Source organism: Trichocoleus sp. FACHB-90 (assembly GCF_014695505.1).
In the GTDB taxonomy this organism is placed as follows: Bacteria; Cyanobacteriota; Cyanobacteriia; order Cyanobacteriales; family FACHB-T130; genus Funiculus; species Funiculus sociatus.
Genome location: NZ_JACJOK010000081.1, coordinates 136,660 through 156,724 on the forward strand (window position 1 = coordinate 136,660; position 20,065 = coordinate 156,724).

Here is a 20,065-nt window from a genome sequence, read left to right on the forward strand (position 1 = left end):
TCCAAGTACCGCCGTAAACGTAGAATGGATTATTTTGGCTGATAGAAGGCCAACACTGCTGGCACACAAAAATCCATTGCTCAGACTCATCATAACGAACTCGAAAAAGAACCGATGCAGGTTCGCTGCATCGGTCGCATGATTTGATTCGTATGGCTCTCGACATCTGTCTAGACAGGAACAGAAGCCTGGGGTCTGGCAAAAATCATCCGTCCCGCCGAGGTTTGCAAGGCACTTGTCACCACCACTCGGACTTCACCACCCACGTAGTCGCGACCATCTTCCACAACTACCATAGTGCCATCGTCCAAATAGCCGACACCCTGCGCGGGTTCCTTGCCACCTTTGAGAATTTTCAGCTCAAGAGTGTCACCAGGCAGATAAATTGCTCTAATTGCCTGAGCCAAGTCGTTAATATTCAGTACAGGCACCTTCTGCAAGGTGGCAACTTTACTGAGATTGTAGTCATTGGTTAACAGCGTGCCATTAATTTCTTGCGTCAAACGCACTAACTTAGCATCTACCGTAGCGATTTCATCATAGTCCGCTGGGTGGATGACAATGCGTTCTTGGTAAGCTGTTTTCATCCGGTTCAGGATATCTAACCCTCGCCGTCCCCGGATGCGCTTCATATCGTTGGAACCATCTGCCAGTTGTTGCAGTTCCTGCAAGACAAACTGCGGCACTAAAAGTTGACCTTCGATAAAGCCAGTGTTCAGCAGTTCTTCAATGCGACCATCAATGATGCTGCTGGTATCCAAAACTTTTGTAGAGGCAGGCTTGAGGGTTCCTTCTGATACCAACATCGTTTCTACTGAGTGGGGACTGATCAGCCTCAGGAAGGAACGACCGTGGGTATCTGCTAAGGTGACACCCAAGAAGGAAAACATTACGCTGCCTAAAATGGCAACCAAAGGCTTAATAAAAGCAAAATCGAAGGGCATTGGTAACAGGAAAACTGGTGCCAGCATCAAATTTGCTATTAATAAGCCAAGCACCAAGCCAACTGCTCTAGTCAGGATAACCTCTATCGGCATTTCGCGGACTTTCTTTTCTAGGCGGCGATAGGTTGTCTGCACCAGCAGCCCAGATGCACCCCCAATTATGGCGGCAAACCCAGCGAATACCCAGCGTAAAGCGTCCTGATTGCTGACTTGATCCAGCATACCAGTGGGTAGCAATTCTATAGCGTCGAAACCGACTCCCGCCGCTGCTAGGATGAATAAAAGAATTATGAGTGCGTCAAGCATTGTTTCAAGTTGATTGGGATGAATGCTTCAATTTCTGGGAGCGGATCTCAAAAACTGATGCTTGTTTAGATTTACCGTTATATTATATCTTTTGTGTTATGACATTCACTTTTTGGATGAGGTTCAGTTAATATCAGCATCTCTATACAATTTGATTTTTTTTAATGAAGTCAATTGTCTTTTATTAGAGATAGGGAAGCGAAAAATTTATCGGACTTCTTAATCTGCTAAAGGCTGGACTAGACTGGTGTCTGGGCTTAGGGCGGTGTGAGGTATAAAATTAAATGGCTGACGATAAATTTATTAAAGTTACAACTATTAATCAAATTTTTGAATATTTCATCGCTATATTGAGTATTGATGCAAACATGGTATTAAATTCTTTAAAGCCAGCTAAGAAATTTATTGATTTTGAGGTTCCCAGGAACGCTTATCTACATATCCCATTTTGTAGAAGGCGATGCTTTTACTGTGATTTTCCAGTGTCAGTGGTTGGGGATCACAAGACTGGCAACAACTCTGGGACAATTGAGCATTATGTTGAGGTGCTATTGCAAGAAATTGAAATAACGCCAGCGCTGGGATTTCCCTTAAAAACAATTTTCTTTGGCGGCGGTACTCCTTCGTTGTTGTCGGTGGAACAACTGGGGCGTATCTTGGATAAGCTAGACGGTTGCTTTGGTATTGCCGCTGACGCTGAAATCTCGATGGAGGTAGATCCAGGGACGTTTGATGGGAAACAACTCCAAGGCTACCGCTCAACGGGTGTGAATCGAATCAGTCTAGGGGTGCAGTCGTTTGAGCAAAAGTTGCTAGAAGTCTGCGGGCGATCGCATACTGTCTCTGACATTTTTGCATCTGTGGAGCTAATCTGTCAGGTGGGGTTTGCCGACTTTAGTTTAGACTTAATTTCTGGATTGCCCCATCAAACCTTAGATCACTGGCAAGAGTCTCTCTTTAAAGCAGTTGCGATCGCTCCTACTCATATTTCAATTTACGATCTGCAAGTAGAACCTGTAACTGCCTTTGGGCGGCAATATCAACCCGGTGCTAAACCCTTACCAGAAGATGAAACCGCCGCCCAGATGTATCGCCAAGCCAGCGAAATCCTTACGGGTGCTGGTTACGAACATTACGAAATTTCTAATTACGCCCAGCCCGGTCATCAATGCCGCCATAATCGTGTTTACTGGGAGAATCGCCCTTACTACGCCTTTGGTATGGGTGCGGCAAGTTACTTACAGGGGTGCCGTTTCACCCGTCCCCGCAAAACACGAGAATATTACGAATGGGTGCAACAGCTCCGTGAAGCTGGTGGGGTGTTGGACTGTCCTCAGATATCAGCCTCTGAGGTATTGTTAGAAACATTGATGTTAGGGTTGCGTTTGGCAGAAGGCTTAAGTTTATCAACCCTGGCTGAACGGTTTGGCGAACAAACGCTCTCAAAAATTGACAAATGTTTGCAACCCTACTATCAACTAGGTTGGGTAGAAGTTGTAACCGACGATGGGGAAGCCATTAGGCAACAAACTCAGAAACTCCCAGCATCAGGGCGGATAAAATTAACCGATCCAGAGGGGTTCTTGTTTTCTAATGTCATTTTGGCGGATTTGTTTAGCCAGTTGGAATAAATTATCTTTTGTTTTAACGCTCCAGATAGCCAAAGTACGCAAAGTAAAATAATTCTTCTGCTTACCTTGGCGTTCAAAACACTAAAATTCATGATTCCTATTGCAGATAATATTGCCAGTCCCCGCAAGCCGATTATTAATTACTTCTTAATTAGTATTAATATTGCTTTGTTCTTGTGGGAGCTAAAGTTAGAAGTTGCGGGTGAACTTACTAATTTTATCCAACACTGGGGTATAGTTCCGGCTCATTTAAGCGCAGTGATGTCAGATGCAGTTAGTGGGAATAATCCTGCTGCGTGGTTTGCTGTTTTGATTGTTTCTAGTTCTCTGTTATCAGCGATATTTCTCCACAGCAGCTTTAGTCAGATTCTAGGCAATCTCTTATTTCTATTTGTTTTTGGAAAGGGTGTGGAGAATATTTTAGGGCATAGGGGATATCTAATATTCTACCTAATTAGCGGTCTTCTTACTGGGATTGTGCAAGTTTTAGTTGAGCCTACTTTAAGTGTGCCATTTATTGGGGCAAATGGCGCGATCGCATCTGTCATCGGTGCCTATCTTTTGAATTTCCCTAAAGCCAAAATTGACACTGTTCTACCCTTGATAGTGGTTTTTATTCCTATCGAACTACCTGCGCTGTTCTTCTTATTTTGGTGGTTTGTACAACAGGTATTTTATGGAATCGGCAGCTTGAAAATTTCTAGCGGTGTTAATCCTGTTAATATTACCTACTGGACGCATGGAATTGGGCTGGCGCTCGGATTAATATTAGCGCGACTGATGGTTAAATATAAACCTTCTACGGCGATTTACTAAGGGATTAGAAAAAGGTTAGGAATGAGTAGTAAATATTTACTGACAATTGTTAGTTGGGTTGAGGCTACATTTCACCCCAACCAATCGCTCTGGCGATTCTAAGTAAGCTCTATGGATATCAGCCAAACCAGTCAGAAGGAACATTACCTGGGTAAGCTTCTTGCGGGATATGGTGCATAACTCAGTCAAAATTAGATTGGAGAATGTATTTAATGCCCTTATGGATTTGATTTTCTATGTGCAGTCGTAGTTCTAAAGAACGATAAGGAAACTTAGGGTAGATTATTCCTGGTTGCGCGTCCTCAACAACTGTATAAGTGCTAGGAATTGTGCTGAGGACATAAGCGATGAGTTTTTCTCGCAACTCAGGAATAGCAAAAGCTTTTTGATAGGGGTCTTCTGGATAAGTATCTAAGGTTGCTTCAATTTCATCTGTTACGATTGGCAAGGTTAGGTTGACAAGTGTTATGCTCATATTTTAAAATCCCCAAAAACGAGTTTTAAACAAGTAAAGATTTTATGTGTATAAATAATTATTCTTTGTATTTTCGTAGTTTATTTCTAATATTTTATTTACCTTCAAAATTTTATTGAACTTCAATTTCAACTTACAGTCAGTTGTTTTTGCTGGCACTTTTAAATCTGGACGGCGATGCCTTTAGTTCCTTCCTTTTCCAGATCCTCAATGTAACCCGCTGGAGTAAATTTAGCTTCTGGCTCGATAATAAAAGGACTAAAATAGTAAATATAGTTAGTAATATTCCTAAAAATTTAGACCCACCAAGCCACTTTTGTTTAAGTAAGACAAAAATATTTTCAATGGGCTTGAGAAATATCAGACGATGTTTTGTTGCTTCTGCAATTTTTGGTCAGACGATTACCTCAGACGAAAATATTCTTTTTATTCTTCCGTCTATTGATGGCAGGGACATTTTAGTGATTTATTCGCATCTAAAATGACATTAAGCTAGCTGTAAAATTGCTGAGTTACAGCGTCAAAAAAGATAAATTCTAGCTTTGCAAATTCTGATTATACGAAGTATTGTTTGTCTACCTCTGGTCTTGGTTCTTCAACTTGCTGCATAGACTCTCCGCCACAGATTGCCTTATAGCATAAAATATTCGTGTATGAAATAAAGTTTAGACAAAAAATCAAATCATGTATGATTTGTACCATTTGTTTTAGAATTATTAATTATTTACAAATATTGCTGTAAAATCGTAGTGGAGCTTAAGATTAATCGCAGTATATTTAAAAAAATAAAGTATGGTAGCCTAAAAAATATATAAAAAATACAGGGGTTGACCTCTGATTTATGGCTAAACGCTCTATTCAAGTTTCTTCACAAGCTCTCAAACACGTAAGGCAAGCCTTTGCCCGCAAGGGCTGGACGCAAGAAGATTTAGCTGTTGAGGTTGGGTTAAGAACTCGCCAGCCAGTGGGAAGATTTTTGGCAGGCAAACCTGTGGAGCGTCGGATCTTTATCGAACTTTGCTTTCAGCTGGATCTCAATTGGGAAGAGATTGCCAATCCGCTCAAAGGTGAAGGAGCTGAGCAAATAGAGAGTGTTCGCAACAATGGCTGGGAGATTGATACTTTGGTGGAGCAGGTGCGATCGCTCTACCGAGACAAAATTCAAGAACAGTGCGGTACGCTGCGCCTGTTGGATATTGCGCGGCGGGTTGGCGTAGACAATATTTATATCGATGTCAATATTCTAGAGGAGATCACCAGCCAACGTTGGTTGGAGATTTCGGACTTGGTGCAAGGCTTCAACCCAGATGCAGACGAGTTCGATCGTTTCGGATTGAGTCGGGTGCGTCAGGCAAGAGTTTTAGGGCTTGAGGCAGTAGAAAGTTATCCTAAGCTGATGGTGCTGGGTAAACCGGGTTCCGGTAAAACCACGTTTTTGAAATATGTGGCTATTCAGTGTAACAAAGGCGAGTTTCAAGGATACCGAATACCAATTTTTATTAGGCTGAAAAATTTTGCTGAGGATGCCAGCGATGAAGGCAGTTTCAGTTTAGTAAACTACATTAGTCAAGAACTTAGTAGCTGCGGAGTTTCGGCGGCTGTTGTGGAAACTTTGCTTTTGCAAGGTAAAGCTTTAATTTTGCTAGATGGTTTGGATGAAGTTCAACACCCAAATAGCGAAGAAGTTCTGAAACAAATTCGCAGATTTTCCCAAAAATATTACAAGAATCAGTTAATTATCTCTTGTCGAGTTGCTGCCCAGTTTCCTCGATTGCCGGGATTCACAGAAGTTGAAATTGCAGATTTGAATCCAGAGCAAATTGAGTCTTTTGCAAAAAAGTGGTTTGTAGAAGTTGGTAGAAGTTCACCCCCAGAAGGTTTAGCTACGGCAAATCGGTTTCTAGAAAAGCTGAAGCGACCAGAAAATAAACAAATTCGAGAACTAGCAGTCACGCCAATTTTACTAAATTTGACTTGTTTAGTTTTTGCGATGAAAGGGGAATTTCCCTCGAAACGCTCCAATCTATACGAGCAAGGATTGGATATCTTGCTTGTTAAACGAGATGAAGCTAAAGGCATTAAACGAAATGAAGTGTATCGAAATTTGTCTTTGCCACACAAGATTAAGCTGCTGACTCAGGTTGCAGCTATCACTTTTGAGCAAGGTTATTACTTCTTTGAACAAAGTAAAATCCAGCAACTGATCGCAGACTATTTGAGAACTTTACCCGATTCCCAGTCCGATCCAGAGACGTTGCGCCTGGATAGTGAAGCGGTGCTGAAATCTATTGAGTCTCAATATGGTTTATTAGTAGAGAGAGCGCGGCAAATTTACTCGTTTTCTCATTTAACTTTTCAAGAGTATTTGACTGCAAGACAATTTGTTACCAGTTCTAATCCACAAGCTCTGGAACATTTCGTTAATCATGTTGGCGAAAAACGTTGGCGGGAAGTGTTTTTGCTGGCAGCGGGAATGTTACGGAATGCTGACGATTTGCTGCAATTGATGAAGCAAAAAATCGATGCGATCGCAGCTTCTGATGGAAAATTACAGGAATTACTCATATCTATCAATAAGAAAACTCTTTCAGTCGAATATATCCAACAACCTGCGGCTATTCGAGCATTTTACTTTTCCCTTGCTTGCGCCTTTGACCATTCTCTGGCTTCTACCCTAAGCATTGGCCCTGTTAGCTTTTCTTTTCCTACCGTTCCTTTCTTTCCCTTACCGCTTTACCTTTGTCTTGCTCAGGCTATTGACGGTGACGTTGGTATGGATGATGACTTTGCTTATGCTTTAGACTTTTTTCTGAATCGTGATGCTTCTGGTTTGAATCATACTGATGCGCTGGATCGGGCGATTAATCGCGTTCTAGATTGTGCGATAGATTTTGCTCTGGCTTTGGATAGCGATCGCGCTCGCGAGTTACGGCGCAGCCTGCAACAACTCAAAGCTGAATTACCTAATCCAGATAAAGGTTTACAAAGATTTAAGACATGGTGGCAAGCGCAGGGACAAACTTGGACTGAGCTATTATCAGCCGCGATCGTGGAACATAATAATGCCAGTTACGATTGGCAGTTCAGCAATCAGCAGAAGCACTTGTTGCGGCAATACTATGATGCCAATAAGTTGCTTGTAGATTGCTTAAATAGTGATTGTGAAGTGACACCCGCCGTGCGATCGCATATTGAAGATACTTTATTATTGCCGATTGCGGCAATTGGAAAACTTAATTCTCTATAAAAAAGGCAACTCGTGGTCATTTTTGTGCCTCGTTCCCCGGCTTAAGCCTGGAGAATGCCTAATAGGAGACTCTGAGTTGAAAATAGATCATTTATACCTCTCCCTAACCCCACCCTTAATAGGGATGGGGCTTCAGTTGTAGGTTTAGTCCTTGCAACCTCACCCAATAAAATTGCAGGGTTTAGATGTTTAGCGTTTGTAGGTTGGGTCGAAATAACCTCACCCAACAAATGCTTATGGGTATTGGCTTTCGTTCCTACAAATATTCTTAAGAGAACTGTATTGCTTTATGGGAGGCGATCGTCTATTGAAAAGTGTTTCCAGACTGAGCCGGGAAACGAGGAGAATGTTGCGATCGCTTAACTTTCGTTGCAGTGAACTATCACTATTGAGTTACCTAACTTAATCAATTTTTGTGATGAAATGCAATGTTTTAAGTTGAAATTGTACAACTTATAGCTACTTGTAAAAAATTACTTGCATACTTAATTAAAGACAGACCAATAGCACTTGTGATTTTTTTTTAAACGGAAACACTTTTATGAATACCTTAAACCCTCCAGTTTCAGCCTGTCGGTACTGTCAATTTTACAATCCAATAGGAAGAAGAGGCGGCTGTTGTAAAACTCTTGGTGTCTCCGTTCAAGCTGGATGGCAAGGTTGCCAATTAGCAATCCCAGTATTTACAACTGTATGCCCGCGTATGCAGGAAGCTTCTTCCGAACCTGATAAAGCAATTGTATTTTAGCGCCCAAAAACACGTCAAGAGTCAGGAGTTACAAACCAATAATTTGTCACTCAAAAATCAAAACTCTCCTTTGTATTCCGTCCAGCAACTTTCGCAACTAAATTGGCAGTTTAGAACTCTGCTAGGAGAGCTTGTTTACGATCTTCATCTCTAGCATCAGCTGTCAATTTTCTGGATTAAAGCGTAGCCGTCATCTTCAGACATTGCACGCTCAACAATACATCTAGCTGGAAACGTTCGAGTAGTTCAGGAGCGCTTGATCTGCCCATGCTGCTGGTGTGACTGCGGCTCCAAACTCCTCCGGAGCCGCAGTCATAAACTCGCAGGATCTGCACTATCATTCACAATCACGACTTGCAACCAAGCTAGGGAGATTGGGATTAGGGACTGAAAAGAGTCTTTCCCAGTCCCTAATCCCAAACGGTATTGTCTAATACCTACAGCTACGATACAAAAATCGCTACCCGTTACCCTCTGCGATATTTTCTAATTCCTGTTGAAGAAACTTTCCCCATTGCACTGCCAGAGGGATTTCTGTAAAAGGAACTTTCACAGCAGCAAGTGGAAACACAAATTCCAGGGAAGCAACGCGACCTTTACTAGGCGGTGAATCAAAGTCAACTTGCTTGTCATCCACCAGCAACCTAATAGCTTGCACATCATTCAGCGAAAATGTCTGCACCTCCACCGGGCCTTTGCGCGTGGGTTTTCCCCAAGTCAAATTACTGTCATTTTGAGCCAGCACTGCATAGATATCATACTTAGACCGCTCAAACTGCCCTGCCCAGCGGCGATATGCTTCAACTTTTTGATACTCGTTCCACCCTTGCCAAGCCAGCCAGATAAATGCTGCCAAGAGGGGCAACCACAAGAGACCTCGTTCCATTGTCGGACTTTTGCCCTCAAATTATCCTAATATCTTGCAGCCTAACAGACGTTGGAAGTAAAGCAAGCCCAGATCCAACACTTTTGGGTTGTCTCTCGTTAGGAGTTTCTGACTGGGAATGCCTACACTAAGGCGATCGCCTCAGATTCTCTGTTTCCTTTTCACTGCTGATCGGCGTTCCCGTTTTCTGACTGGGAACGAGGATAAAATTATCCCAATTCTTTGCCAGGTAAGGGGTTGAGGCTTAAGTCTATCTGAAAAATATAGGAAGACAGCTGGTTTCTCTAGAGTCAAATGTGACCCCAATCACTTGTCCCTATAAGAGCTAGTCACAATCTCTTAGCCAGCGCGATCGCTTAAACTTTGGGATTTCAATCAGAAATTTACATCTAAGATGTCACATCTTGCTACAGGTTTCTATCACTTGATGTTCTTTATAAAAGCTTCATATTAAGAACATCGACTTTTACAAATCAGGATGCAATCTCAAATTGACCTAACCCAGTTCACCATTGAACAAGTGATTCATCAGATATTTACCTTTCGTAGAATTTCCCGCATGGATCAGCATTTACTGATGTCAGTGCTGCTATCAAAGGATTCCATCAACGACCTGGAGAAAACTCTAATCGACAAAGTGTTCGTTGCTGTGAAGCTTGGCAGGCTGAGAATTGTCGATTAAAACCGAGCGTAACTTTACCAGACATTCACATTTTAGCAAAATACTTCTCATACTTTGGATGGTTGACAATCTAAAATAATTGATTTTATTTGTAAAAATTATTTTTTTGTTATAACAACCAAGAAAAACTTATGGAACATATTCCTTAAAAAAATATTCAAGCTAACAAAAAGCTTTTTATCTTTCAATAATTTGAAAGTGCAGAAGTTACCTAGTATTAAGGGGATGTGATGGGGTGTTTTCTAAAAATTACAAGTATAGTTATTTTAATTATTATGATGCAAATGGTTAATATGAAAATGGTATTTTCCCTAGTAAAACAGCACAATATTATAGAATTTCAGAACTACGAACCGGTCGATTATGGCAGTCCAGACATTAGCCAAGGTGCAGGGAGGCGTTAAAGAACAGCTGCTTTGCTAGGGGAGAGGGAGACAAGCCAATAAAAAAGCACATCAACATAAGACTTATATAAATCTCAAAACTAAAAAATAATAAAAAAAATAAATACACCATCTGCCAGAGGCATGAGTTATCGTGGGGAGAAAACTGGCGATCGCGAGACGGTGGTTATGAGAAAGCTTTTGATAGCGTGCTTGTTTTTATTGGGGCTAGGATTTGCCCTGTTTAACTTCAAGGGATTGGCAGCTCAGGGAGAATTTGAGACGATTGTGCTGGACTTCCGCGAGGACGTGCCAGCCGAGGTGCGGCAGGAGCAGGTGCGATCGCTCGGCGCACAACTAAACAGCGAATTCTCCCAGGCGGATAATGTGTATATCGTCAAAGGCGATCGCACTACCCTGAAAGCCTTGAAAAAATCCGGTCTAGCCAAACTGACAGAATACATCGAGCCGAATTATATGTATAAGTTGCCGGAAGCTCCCGGCAACTCCAATTACCGGGCATTCTCATCCAGCAAGGATGAGGCGCAGCCTGCCTTTAGAGGAGCCAACGATCCCTTATACGGCAAGCAGTGGAACCTGCGTAACGTCAGCATTGAACCAGCCTGGGACGAAACCAAAGGCGCAGGCATTACAGTTGCCGTAATTGACACCGGAATCAGCCAAGTCCCTGACTTGAAAGATACCAAATTTGTCAAAGGCTACGACTTCGTAAGCGACAAAGTAGAAGCCGACGACGACAACGGACACGGCACCCACGTAGCCGGAACCGTAGCTCAATCTACTAATAACAACTACGGTGTCGCAGGTGTTGCTTACGAAGCCAACCTCATGCCCCTCAAGGTTTTGAGTTCCAGTGGCGGCGGTACAGTTGCCGACATTTCCGAAGCAATTAAATTTGCCGCCGATAACGGTGCTGATGTAATTAACATGAGCCTGGGTGGTGGCGGTGAAAGCCAAATCATGCAAGAAGCGATTAACTACGCCCACAGCAAAGGTGTCGTCATCATCGCCGCAGCAGGAAACTCTAACGAGAATTCTGCCTCCTATCCAGCTCGTTATCCCCACGTCATCGGTGTTTCCGCCATTGATTCATCTGGGGAAAAAGCCTTCTACTCCAGCTATGGTGCTGGTGTGGATATCTCCGCCCCCGGTGGAGCAATGCAAGGAGAGGGAGAAAATTCAGCAGCTGGTGGAATTCTGCAAGAAACCATCGGCTATGACGAAAATGATAATTTAATCCCCGTCTTTGCCGCCTTCCAAGGCACTAGCATGGCATCTCCCCACGTAGCCGGAGTTGCAGCTTTAATCAAAGCCGCGGGCGTGACAGAACCAGATGACATTGAGAAAGTTCTCAAGGAGTCAGCACGGGCGGTTCAGGATGACGGACTCAACTACTACGGTGCTGGCCATTTGGATGCTGGTGCTGCTGTAAAACTTGCCCTGCGCGGACAAATTACCTTCCGTGATTTCTTCCGCTGGCTGCGGGACAATGGCTATCTCAATCCTCGCTTCTGGATTGATGGCGGTGCTGTGGCACTGTTGCCTAAAGTGGCGATGGTACTGGGTTCCTATCTCCTAGCTTGGTTCTTGCGGAATTATTTTCCCTTCGGTTGGAGTTGGTCGCTTGCCAGTGGATTACTTGCTGGGAGTTCTGGCTTGTTTTTCCTGCGAGGGTTCTATATTTTCGATCTACCCCAGTGGCCTTTCCGCGTCATGGGTAGTTCGATTCCTGAGTTGGGAAGTGCAGTTCAAGGAAGCGGTTTATTGAATCCGATCTTTGCCAGCGTGTTAATTCCCTTTGTTTTAGTAGCACTGCTACTGGGACACCGCAGCTGGAAGTGGTTTGCTATCGGTTCAGCTGTCGGTGTGGCATCCTGTTTAGTGGTGAGCGCCGTAGTAGATCCGGCGGTATTGTGGTTGGGTGATGGCGCGATCGCTCGCACCTTCCTGATCACCAACGCCCTTCTGTGTTACGGACTCGCCTATCTAGCCTCTCAAGGAGAGAAACAAACGGCATGAGCATTTCAGTAACAGGCACCATCGAACGCAAAGGACTCGGCCCTGGAACCTGGGCATTAGTTACCGACGATGGCGAAACCTACGAACTCCAGAAGCCCCCAGAAGAGTTACGCAAATCGGGACTGAAAGTAAAAATCAAAGGTGAAGTCAAAAAAGATGTGATGACTTTCGCCATGATTGGCCCGGTTCTGGAAGTCAACTCTTTTGAGCAACTGAGTTCGGACTAAGGCTAAGGTCAGGATGGCTAATTATGTTCTGGTTAGCCATCCTGACCTTGAAAAAAAATCCCCGGCTCAAACCGGTGAGCCAGGGGATGTCAATCAGGGTGCATCTACCAATCTACTTTTCTCTGGCTTACACCACTTATCCGGAGAAATCCCCGGAAAATTTTTTTGTTCTAGGGAATGTCCGCTGTGAGGCGACCGCCTCACTTAAACTTAACTCCGTCTATCGTTAGGGGAGGCAGAGCCTCCAAGAATTGCGTTTCTAGGCACTTAGAAAAAAAAGTCTTTTATCCTTCTCTCGTTCGCTTCACCAGGTATGTACCATCAGAGAAGGAAAAACTGCAATTTATGGAAACTTTAAGTAAATTAAATCTATCTAGGAAAAGAGGGGAAAAATTACTCCTCCTCCAAAAAGAGAGCAGACAGATGTTCTAACTGAAGCAGGAGTGCATGGTAGCAGTGGCTCAGGAATTTCACATCTCTGTAAATCCCTTAGGGGAAAATAAATATTGGGTGCGGACAGAATGTGTTGGTACACCCGGTGCTGTGCCATTGGCCGAGGAGCAAGTGACGTGGCAGGTGGAGGGGTGGTTGGCCGATGCCAAGCACTTGATGAATGACCCGTTGTTGATGGTTTTGTCTCCAGGGGACACTTCTCGATCGGCATCGAACAACACACAGGCAAATCAATCTTCTCTAAACCTGGTGGCCTTGGGTCAGCAGCTTTACGAGGCGTTGTTTCAAGGTACGCTGCGAGATAGTTGGATGATTGCCCAAGCGATCGCGCAACATCGACAAGAGGTGCTGCGGTTGCGGCTGGGACTCAAAGACCCCCGCTTACTCAGCCTACCTTGGGAAGTGCTGCACGATGGCGAGCGTCCATTGGCAACAGGCACAGATGTCGCCTTCTCCCGTTATCAGGTGAATACCAGGTTGAGAAGTGCCGCCTTATCAGGGGCTTCCCAGGTAAATCAACCAATAAAAATATTAATGGCGATCGCTGCCCCCACTGACCAGGAAAGTTTGGATCTCAAACAAGAAGCAAGCCATCTGCAAGCAGAACTCAGTAAACGCTCTCATAATGGCTTGCCAGAAATTCAGCTCACTGTTTTGGATCAACCAGGCTCAGAACAACTGACGCACGAACTAGAACAAGGTCAGTATCAAGTTTTTCACTACGCAGGGCATAGCGACCAAGGTGCAGATGGCGGCGCTCTCTACCTGGTTAGTCGCAAAACTGGCTTAACGGAGACTTTAAGCGGTGATGACCTAGCTGGGTTGCTGGTAAATAACGGCGTTCAACTGGCAGTATTTAACTCTTGTCGCGGCGCTCATACCGCAATGTCAAATTCCGGCGATGGCGCAGCGGAGCGAAATCTGGCAGACGCTTTGGTTAAGCGAGGAATCAAGAGCGTCCTGGCAATGGCAGAACGGATTCCGGATCGGGTAGCTTTAACGCTGGCGCGCCGGTTTTACAGCAATTTGAATCAAGGTTATCCCATAGACTTGAGCTTGAGTCGAGCGCGGCAGAATTTAATATCTACTTATGGTTCTCGTCAGCTTTACTGGGCTTTACCCATCCTTTATCTGCACCCGGAATTTGACGGTTATTTGACACCAGCCCATCACGCTATGAATGCGGGAGCCGAACGCCTCCAGTTGACTGACGCTGCTGGTACAGACCTTCCTTGGGCGGGAATTCTTGATACACTCACTGGGGAAGAAGAAGCTGCATTTTTTGCCCCGCCTGTGTCTAGATCCGGTTCCCTAACTCCCGACAACAATTCAAATCTACCTCCCAAGGATGATGATTTATACGATGAGTATGATGAACCAGACTGGGCAGATCCGGGTGACGATCCATATGACGATGCTGGCTACGAGGACGACTCCGCTCTGGTGGCGGATTTGCTGCGCCAACTCAACCCCGATCCCGCAACGCCAAGCGGGGAGACTCAGAGCGGGGGAGACAATGTATCCCAGCCCTCCTTGTCCCAACCCCCAATCCCCAGTCCCCAGTCCCCAGTCCCCAATCAGCCAGCCCCTACTAAGGATTCGGTGCCGGAGACATCGCTACTGGGGTATTCTGGTGCCGTCAGGCCACCAAGGCGCTTCTGGAGACGTGGTGGTGAGGGCGGGAGACAACGGGTTAAGGTGATTCCAGTGATGTTGGGGGTGCTAGGATCGACGGTAGCGATCGCGCTTTTAGGATTCTGGTTCTTCCAAAGTCGCCAGCCCCAACCAGGAGAACTTTTAGAATCCCAAATAAGCTCTTTGCCAGTTACTCAGCTACCCAGTTCAAATCTCAAAGCTGTTGATTTGAAAACAGCCAACACCTCCACAGTCACAGTTGCCGCAATTGAACAGTTCGGTCAAAATAACTTAGCCGCCGCAGTTCCTGCTGTAGAAGAATTGCTAAACCGCGGAGCATTGCAGCAAGCCAAAGGAGCGCTAGATACTGTTTCTCGCCAGCAAATTGATGACGCCGCCATTAGTTTCTTGAGAGGGCGTTTGGCGTGGCAATCTATTCAAACTGGCAACAAGGATTACAGTCTGGATGATGCCCGTCGTTTTTGGGAGGTAGCTGTCAAAAAACAACCCAAATCTATCGCCTACCTCAATGCTTTGGGTTTCGCCTACTACGCTGAAGGCAATTTCAAGCGTGCTAATGAGGTTTTGTTTGATGCTTTATATTTAACTGGAGAAAACAAGCCCAATCAAAACACCTTGACTACCTATGCGGGCTTAGCACTGGGACTCAAGGAATTGGCAAAAACTCAGCCAGATGATAAGCGGACAAAACTTTTAGACGAGTCTAAAAAGCTTCGCCAAAAGGTGATGACAGACGATCCCGTTAACTTTCAACCCGAGGCGCTGAGTAAAAACTGGCTCTGGTCAGAAAAAATAATTCAAGATTGGCAAAAAGCAATTAAAAGTTAAAAATTGCCTCTTGAATTTTTATTGGGAATTGGGAATTGGGAATTGGAAAAAATCTTAACCAGTCCCCAATCCTCAATCCCCAGTCCCTTCTTTTTTCACTTCTTTAGCAGTGCTGCAAGAGGCTGCCGCTTTCGCAGATCCATAACTTCTGCCAAACTTTCCTCGCCCCAATCTAGAGGATGATTTTCCTCCGCAGGCACCACTGTTACTTCACTTCTTCCGTATGTGAGCGTTGGGGTCGGCGCTACTTGAATCCGAGAGCCTACCGTTGGTTGATTTGGGGACATGGGACGGCGTTGCATTGGACGCGCCAGCGTTGCGGTATTGCTCTTAGCAATTCGCTTTTTACCGACGCTAGCGGTAGGGGCGGGTTTTGTACCCGCTTTTGGACGTTTGAGCGATTTACGCCGAGATGTACGATTCATGTTCAGCGCTATCAAAAGAGAACCGCCACAAAAGCCGAAGGCGATCGCAGCATACAACCAAGAAGGCACTTTCTCTTTCTTTCGAGCTTCCACTTCCGGTTCTGGAACCGCCGTGAAGCCGGGCAGGGCGGTCTGCGAGTCTTCAGTCGGACTCAAGCTGGGTAGAGGCGTTGAGGATTCCGGAACCGTTGTTTGAGCAGGTACAGGATTAACAAGTACAGGCTCCTCTTCCTTGATTGGGCCGGTACTGACCAGACCCAGCGCTGCTATTGCACCAATTACCACTACCGATGCCCACAAGCCACCCCAGAAGGCAAGTGGGTAGTTGTAGAGCATCTGGTGCAGAAAATGAACACTGAGGCGCTTTTTATGAGGCTTATCGGGCTGATTGAGCATTGAACGCCCTCAACTGGCACAACTGACTAACATTGGGTAGTTTATATCAAAGTTTAGAACAACAGGTATAAATTAGCAGAGGCAGATAGCAAAAAGAAGGGATTGGGGGCTGGGGATTGGGGATTAGGAATTAGGAATTAAGAATTGGGGATTGGGAATTAAGAATTGGGAATTGCGAAGAATGTTACCCAGTCCCTAGTCCCCAATCCCCAGTCCCCAGTCCCCAATCCCCAGTCCCCAGCAGATTTTGTTAACAATAGAGGTGAGTTTATTAGACATCCAACCACAGATACAGGCTGGCTACAAAATGGCAGTTTAATCTTGCAGGATACGATAGACTAGCTACTCGACAGGGTATAGCGAGGTTAGAAAGAAAATGGGTGAGCAAGTCACTTCTGCAATTCCAGAACATTCACAAACCGATGAAGTCAACACGGAAAAGTTATCAAATGACCGTGCATCGGCAATTGTTAAACAACCTCAAATGAGTTTGTCGCGGACGACCCGCGAAGACTTGCCTAAATCCTGGGCAATAGAAAATAGTGAGAATTTATACCGGATTGAAGGCTGGGGTCAACCGTATTTCTCGATTAATGCAGCGGGTAATGTCACGGTTTCTCCCAAAGGGGAACGCGGTGGATCTTTAGACTTATTTGAACTGGTTAACGCCCTCAAGTTGCGTAATCTGGGACTGCCATTGCTGATTCGCTTTTCTGATATTTTGGAAGACCGGATCGAGCGATTGAATGCTTGCTTTGCTAAAGCGATCGCTCGTTACAACTATCCCGGTGCTTACAAAGGGGTTTATCCTGTCAAGTGCAACCAGCAGCGACACTTGCTTGAGGATCTGGTGCGGTTTGGCAAGCCACATCAGTTCGGCTTGGAAGCTGGCTCTAAGCCAGAAATGATGATTGCTTTGGCATTGTTGGATACGCCGGGAGCGCTGTTGATCTGCAATGGCTATAAAGACCGGGAATACATCGAAACGGCAATGTTGGCTTCAAGGCTGGGACAAACGCCGCTGATTGTGCTAGAGCAGATTGAAGAAGTGCAGCTGTGTATTGAAGCTAGTCGTCAGTTAGGAATCAAACCGATTTTGGGTATCCGGGCTAAGCTCTCTACCCAAGGTGTGGGACGCTGGGGAAGTTCTACAGGCGATCGCGCTAAATTTGGACTCACCATTCCAGAAATTATCCAGGCGGTACAAGAGTTACGAGATGCCGATCTGCTGGGATGTTTGCAGCTGTTGCACTTCCACATTGGTTCCCAAATTTCTGCTATTAATGTCATCAAAGACGCAATTCAGGAAGCTAGCAAGATTTACGTCGAGTTAGCCCATCTGGGAGCTGACATGAAATATCTCGATGTCGGCGGCGGTTTGGGAGTGGACTACGACGGTTCTCAAACCAACTTCTACGCTTCCAAAAATTACAATATGCAGAACTATGCCAATGACATCGTGGCAGAGTTGAAGGAAGCTTGCGCGGAACACAATTTGCCAGTTCCAACGCTGATTAGTGAAAGTGGCAGAGCGATCGCTTCCCATCAGTCAGTGTTGATTTTTGATGTTCTTGGCACCAGCGATGTCCCCTCTGGCGCGCCCGAACCCCCACAAGAAGGCGAATCAGCAGTTATTCGTTACCTTTGGGAAACCTACCAATCCATCAACGAGGAAAACTTTCAAGAACTATATCACGATGCGGCTCAATTCAAAGAAGAAGCTATCAGCCGCTTTAATTTGGGGATTTTGCGCCTCACCGAACGAGCCAGAGCCGAACGGCTTTACTGGGCTTGTTGCGAGAAAATTCTGGCGATTACCAGAAAGCAGGAATACGTTCCTGACGAACTGGAAGACCTGGAAAAAATCATGGCGAGCATCTACTACATCAATCTGTCTGTATTCCAATCTGCGCCGGATTGTTGGGCAATTGACCAGTTATTCCCCATCATGCCAATTCATCGGTTAGATGAAGAACCCACGCGGCGAGCGATTCTGGCAGACCTCACCTGCGACAGCGACGGCAAAATCGACCGCTTTATTGACCTGCGGGATGTAAAGTCAGTTCTAGAGCTGCACAACCTAAAGCCGGGAGAACCCTACTACCTGGGAATGTTCCTGAATGGCGCTTACCAGGAAATTATGGGCAATTTGCATAATTTGTTTGGCGACACCAACGCTGTCCACATTCAGCTGACACCCAAAGCCTACAAAATTGAACACGTAGTCAAGGGAGACACGATGACGGAAGTGTTGGGTTACGTGCAGTACGACTCTGAAGATTTGATTGAGCAGATTCGCCGTCTATGCGAACAGGCGCTACTAGACAAGCGGATTACTATACAAGAATCCCAGCGCTTACTGCAAAACTACGAGCAGAGTCTGAGTCGGTACACTTATCTGTCGTCGTAAGTAGCAGGGGCAATGTCAAAGCCCTTTAATATCGTAGACAAGTAAGCCCTAGTAGCTTGGGCCTGTGCAACCGCGAAACCAAACAAATGCCCTATTACCTATATTCCGCACCCCCAGTTGTCACATAGGACAATTGAAGGTGCGGAATTTGGGTTAGATGCCAAGTGAGGGAAAATCGTCAGCGTAAAACTACTCAACAGGGAAAGCACCGGGTTGGACTTGGACATTCTGGTTTTGACCGTTGCGATTGATTTCTACTTCCAGCTTGCCACCAACTGAACTAGCTTCTACCCGTTCCTGTACTTGATCGGCACTATTGACTTGTTGACCGCTAATTCTTTTAATAACATCTCCTTCACGTAAGCCAGCGCGGTCTGCTGGTGAGTTTTTGACGACTCGCACGATTAAAACACCTTTGTCCTGAGTGAGTTTAAATTGTACTTCCGGACTTTTGTTAATTTCTTCTTTCACGTCTGGGGTAATCGTCACCATTTGAATTCCCAAATAGGGATGTTCAGCACGACCTTGGCTAAATAGCTGATTACCGACTCGCGAAGCAGTTTCAATCGGGATAGCAAAACCGAGTCCCTGAGCATTTGCCCGAATTGCTGTGTTGATGCCAATGACTTCGCCACGAGCGTTTAATAACGGGCCGCCGGAGTTTCCGGGGTTAATTGCCGCATCAGTTTGAATAAATCTTACTCGCTTATCAGGGACACCCACCTGTAAACTGGAACGCCCTGTAGCGCTGACGATGCCTACAGTTACAGTGTTATCTAGTCCGAGGGGATTGCCAATAGCGATCGCCCACTGACCTGGTATCAATTTTTCCGAATCTCCCAGCCGTACCCACGGCAACTTATTAGCATCAATTTTGACCACAGCCACATCAGTAACTGGATCTGTCCCCACTACACGACCATTCAAAATCCGGCCATCTTTGAGCGTCACCTTAACTGTATCTGCCCCAGCGACAACATGAGCATTTGTCATCAAGCGACCATCTGAACTAAGAATGAATCCAGAACCCGTACCCCGCTCAACTCTGTCTTCTGGGGGAACTGGCATTTCGTTGCCAAAAAAGCGTCGGAAAAAGGGGTTTCTGAAAGCATCCGGAACTTGCTGGGACACTGTACGAGCCGAATCTATTCTGACCACCGCAGGGCCGACTTTTTCCACAGCTTCAGCAATAAAGTTCAGGTTATCTTGGGACGACCCGCGCCCTGGAGATATTTGTTGTACCGTTGGGGGAAATATTTGCTGCTGTCCGCTACTAACGCGAGTTTCGTCAGCATTAAAATAGCGACTGGCATATATTCCTGCACCACCGCCGATAGCCAACAAAGCGAGATAAGTGGTCAGCTGCTTGGCAAGTAAACTCATATTCTTTGCGCTAAACGACAGCAATACAGTAGATAATCCCACTGTAATCAAAAAAGTTCTTCACCGCAGCAGCAAATAGACTGAATGCGGTTTCTGTAGTATCTCAGACATCATGGGCATATCTAGGCT

Annotated in this window: 15 protein-coding genes; 9 read left to right on the plus strand and 6 right to left on the minus strand. The window is 45.3% G+C overall.

Annotation, left to right across the window (positions count from 1 at the left end; translation table 11 throughout):
• Positions 1-170: 170 nt before the first annotated feature.
• Positions 171-1,250, minus strand: a complete 1,080-nt coding sequence (locus tag H6F74_RS24320) for a PIN/TRAM domain-containing protein (RefSeq protein ID WP_190444709.1) — start codon at positions 1,248-1,250, stop codon at positions 171-173.
• 368 nt (positions 1,251-1,618) lie between these two features.
• Between H6F74_RS24320 and hemW the strand changes: the two genes are divergently transcribed.
• Both hemW and H6F74_RS24330 read left to right on the plus strand, forming a co-directional pair.
• Positions 1,619-2,881, plus strand: coding sequence for a radical SAM family heme chaperone HemW (gene hemW / locus H6F74_RS24325; protein ID WP_190444753.1), 1,263 nt, complete (start codon positions 1,619-1,621; stop codon positions 2,879-2,881).
• Positions 2,882-2,971: 90 nt separating this feature from the next.
• The gene (locus tag H6F74_RS24330) at positions 2,972-3,697 is read left to right on the plus strand and encodes a rhomboid family intramembrane serine protease (RefSeq protein ID WP_190444710.1); all 726 of its coding nucleotides are present in this window, start codon (positions 2,972-2,974) and stop codon (positions 3,695-3,697) included.
• A gap of 181 nt (positions 3,698-3,878) precedes the next feature.
• Here the strand turns inward: H6F74_RS24330 and H6F74_RS24335 are convergent, their stop codons facing one another.
• Positions 3,879-4,172 (minus strand): hypothetical protein, encoded by a 294-nt coding sequence (locus tag H6F74_RS24335; protein WP_190444711.1) that lies wholly within the window; start codon positions 4,170-4,172, stop codon positions 3,879-3,881.
• Positions 4,173-5,013: 841 nt separating this feature from the next.
• On the opposite strand from H6F74_RS24335, the gene H6F74_RS24345 reads away from it, so the two are divergent.
• Positions 5,014-7,419 (plus strand): NACHT domain-containing NTPase, encoded by a 2,406-nt coding sequence (locus H6F74_RS24345; protein ID WP_190444712.1) that lies wholly within the window; start codon positions 5,014-5,016, stop codon positions 7,417-7,419.
• A gap of 924 nt (positions 7,420-8,343) precedes the next feature.
• Here the strand turns inward: H6F74_RS24345 and H6F74_RS24350 are convergent.
• Positions 8,344-8,508 (minus strand): hypothetical protein, encoded by a 165-nt coding sequence (locus tag H6F74_RS24350; RefSeq protein WP_190444713.1) that lies wholly within the window; start codon positions 8,506-8,508, stop codon positions 8,344-8,346.
• 119 nt (positions 8,509-8,627) lie between these two features.
• The gene (locus H6F74_RS24355; RefSeq protein ID WP_190444714.1) at positions 8,628-9,053 is read right to left on the minus strand and encodes a hypothetical protein; all 426 of its coding nucleotides are present in this window, start codon (positions 9,051-9,053) and stop codon (positions 8,628-8,630) included.
• Positions 9,054-9,531: 478 nt separating this feature from the next.
• Between H6F74_RS24355 and H6F74_RS24360 the strand changes: the two genes are divergently transcribed.
• The 4 genes from H6F74_RS24360 (at position 9,532) to H6F74_RS24375 (ending at position 15,322) form a co-directional block, all read left to right on the plus strand.
• Positions 9,532-9,735, plus strand: coding sequence for a hypothetical protein (locus H6F74_RS24360; protein ID WP_190444715.1), 204 nt, complete (start codon positions 9,532-9,534; stop codon positions 9,733-9,735).
• 572 nt (positions 9,736-10,307) lie between these two features.
• On the plus strand, positions 10,308-12,158 hold the full coding sequence (locus H6F74_RS24365; RefSeq protein WP_190444755.1) for a DUF5942 domain-containing protein: 1,851 nt from the start codon (positions 10,308-10,310) through the stop codon (positions 12,156-12,158).
• Positions 12,155-12,385 (plus strand): hypothetical protein, encoded by a 231-nt coding sequence (locus H6F74_RS24370; protein ID WP_190444716.1) that lies wholly within the window; start codon positions 12,155-12,157, stop codon positions 12,383-12,385. The genes H6F74_RS24365 and H6F74_RS24370 overlap by 4 nt, the downstream gene beginning before the upstream one ends.
• Before the next feature lie 447 nt (positions 12,386-12,832).
• Positions 12,833-15,322 carry a CHAT domain-containing protein gene (locus H6F74_RS24375; protein ID WP_199301589.1) on the plus strand — a complete coding sequence of 830 codons (2,490 nt, stop codon included), beginning with the start codon at positions 12,833-12,835 and terminating at the stop codon, positions 15,320-15,322.
• Between the two features lie 95 nt (positions 15,323-15,417).
• Here the strand turns inward: H6F74_RS24375 and H6F74_RS24380 are convergent, their stop codons facing one another.
• A complete protein-coding gene (locus tag H6F74_RS24380; RefSeq protein WP_190444717.1) occupies positions 15,418-16,143 on the minus strand; it encodes a hypothetical protein in 726 nt (241 codons plus the stop codon).
• 165 nt (positions 16,144-16,308) lie between these two features.
• Here H6F74_RS24380 and H6F74_RS24385 point away from each other — a divergent pair, with 165 nt between their 5' ends.
• Positions 16,309-16,485: a hypothetical protein gene (locus H6F74_RS24385; protein WP_190444718.1), complete on the plus strand. Its 177-nt coding sequence runs from the start codon at positions 16,309-16,311 to the stop codon at positions 16,483-16,485.
• Positions 16,486-16,519: 34 nt separating this feature from the next.
• Entirely contained in the window at positions 16,520-18,553 is a 2,034-nt protein-coding gene (gene speA / locus H6F74_RS24390; RefSeq protein ID WP_190444719.1) for a biosynthetic arginine decarboxylase, read from the plus strand.
• 189 nt (positions 18,554-18,742) lie between these two features.
• Here the strand turns inward: speA and H6F74_RS24395 are convergent, their stop codons facing one another.
• A complete protein-coding gene (locus tag H6F74_RS24395; protein ID WP_190444720.1) occupies positions 18,743-19,936 on the minus strand; it encodes an HhoA/HhoB/HtrA family serine endopeptidase in 1,194 nt (397 codons plus the stop codon).
• Between the last annotated feature and the right edge of the window lie 129 nt (positions 19,937-20,065).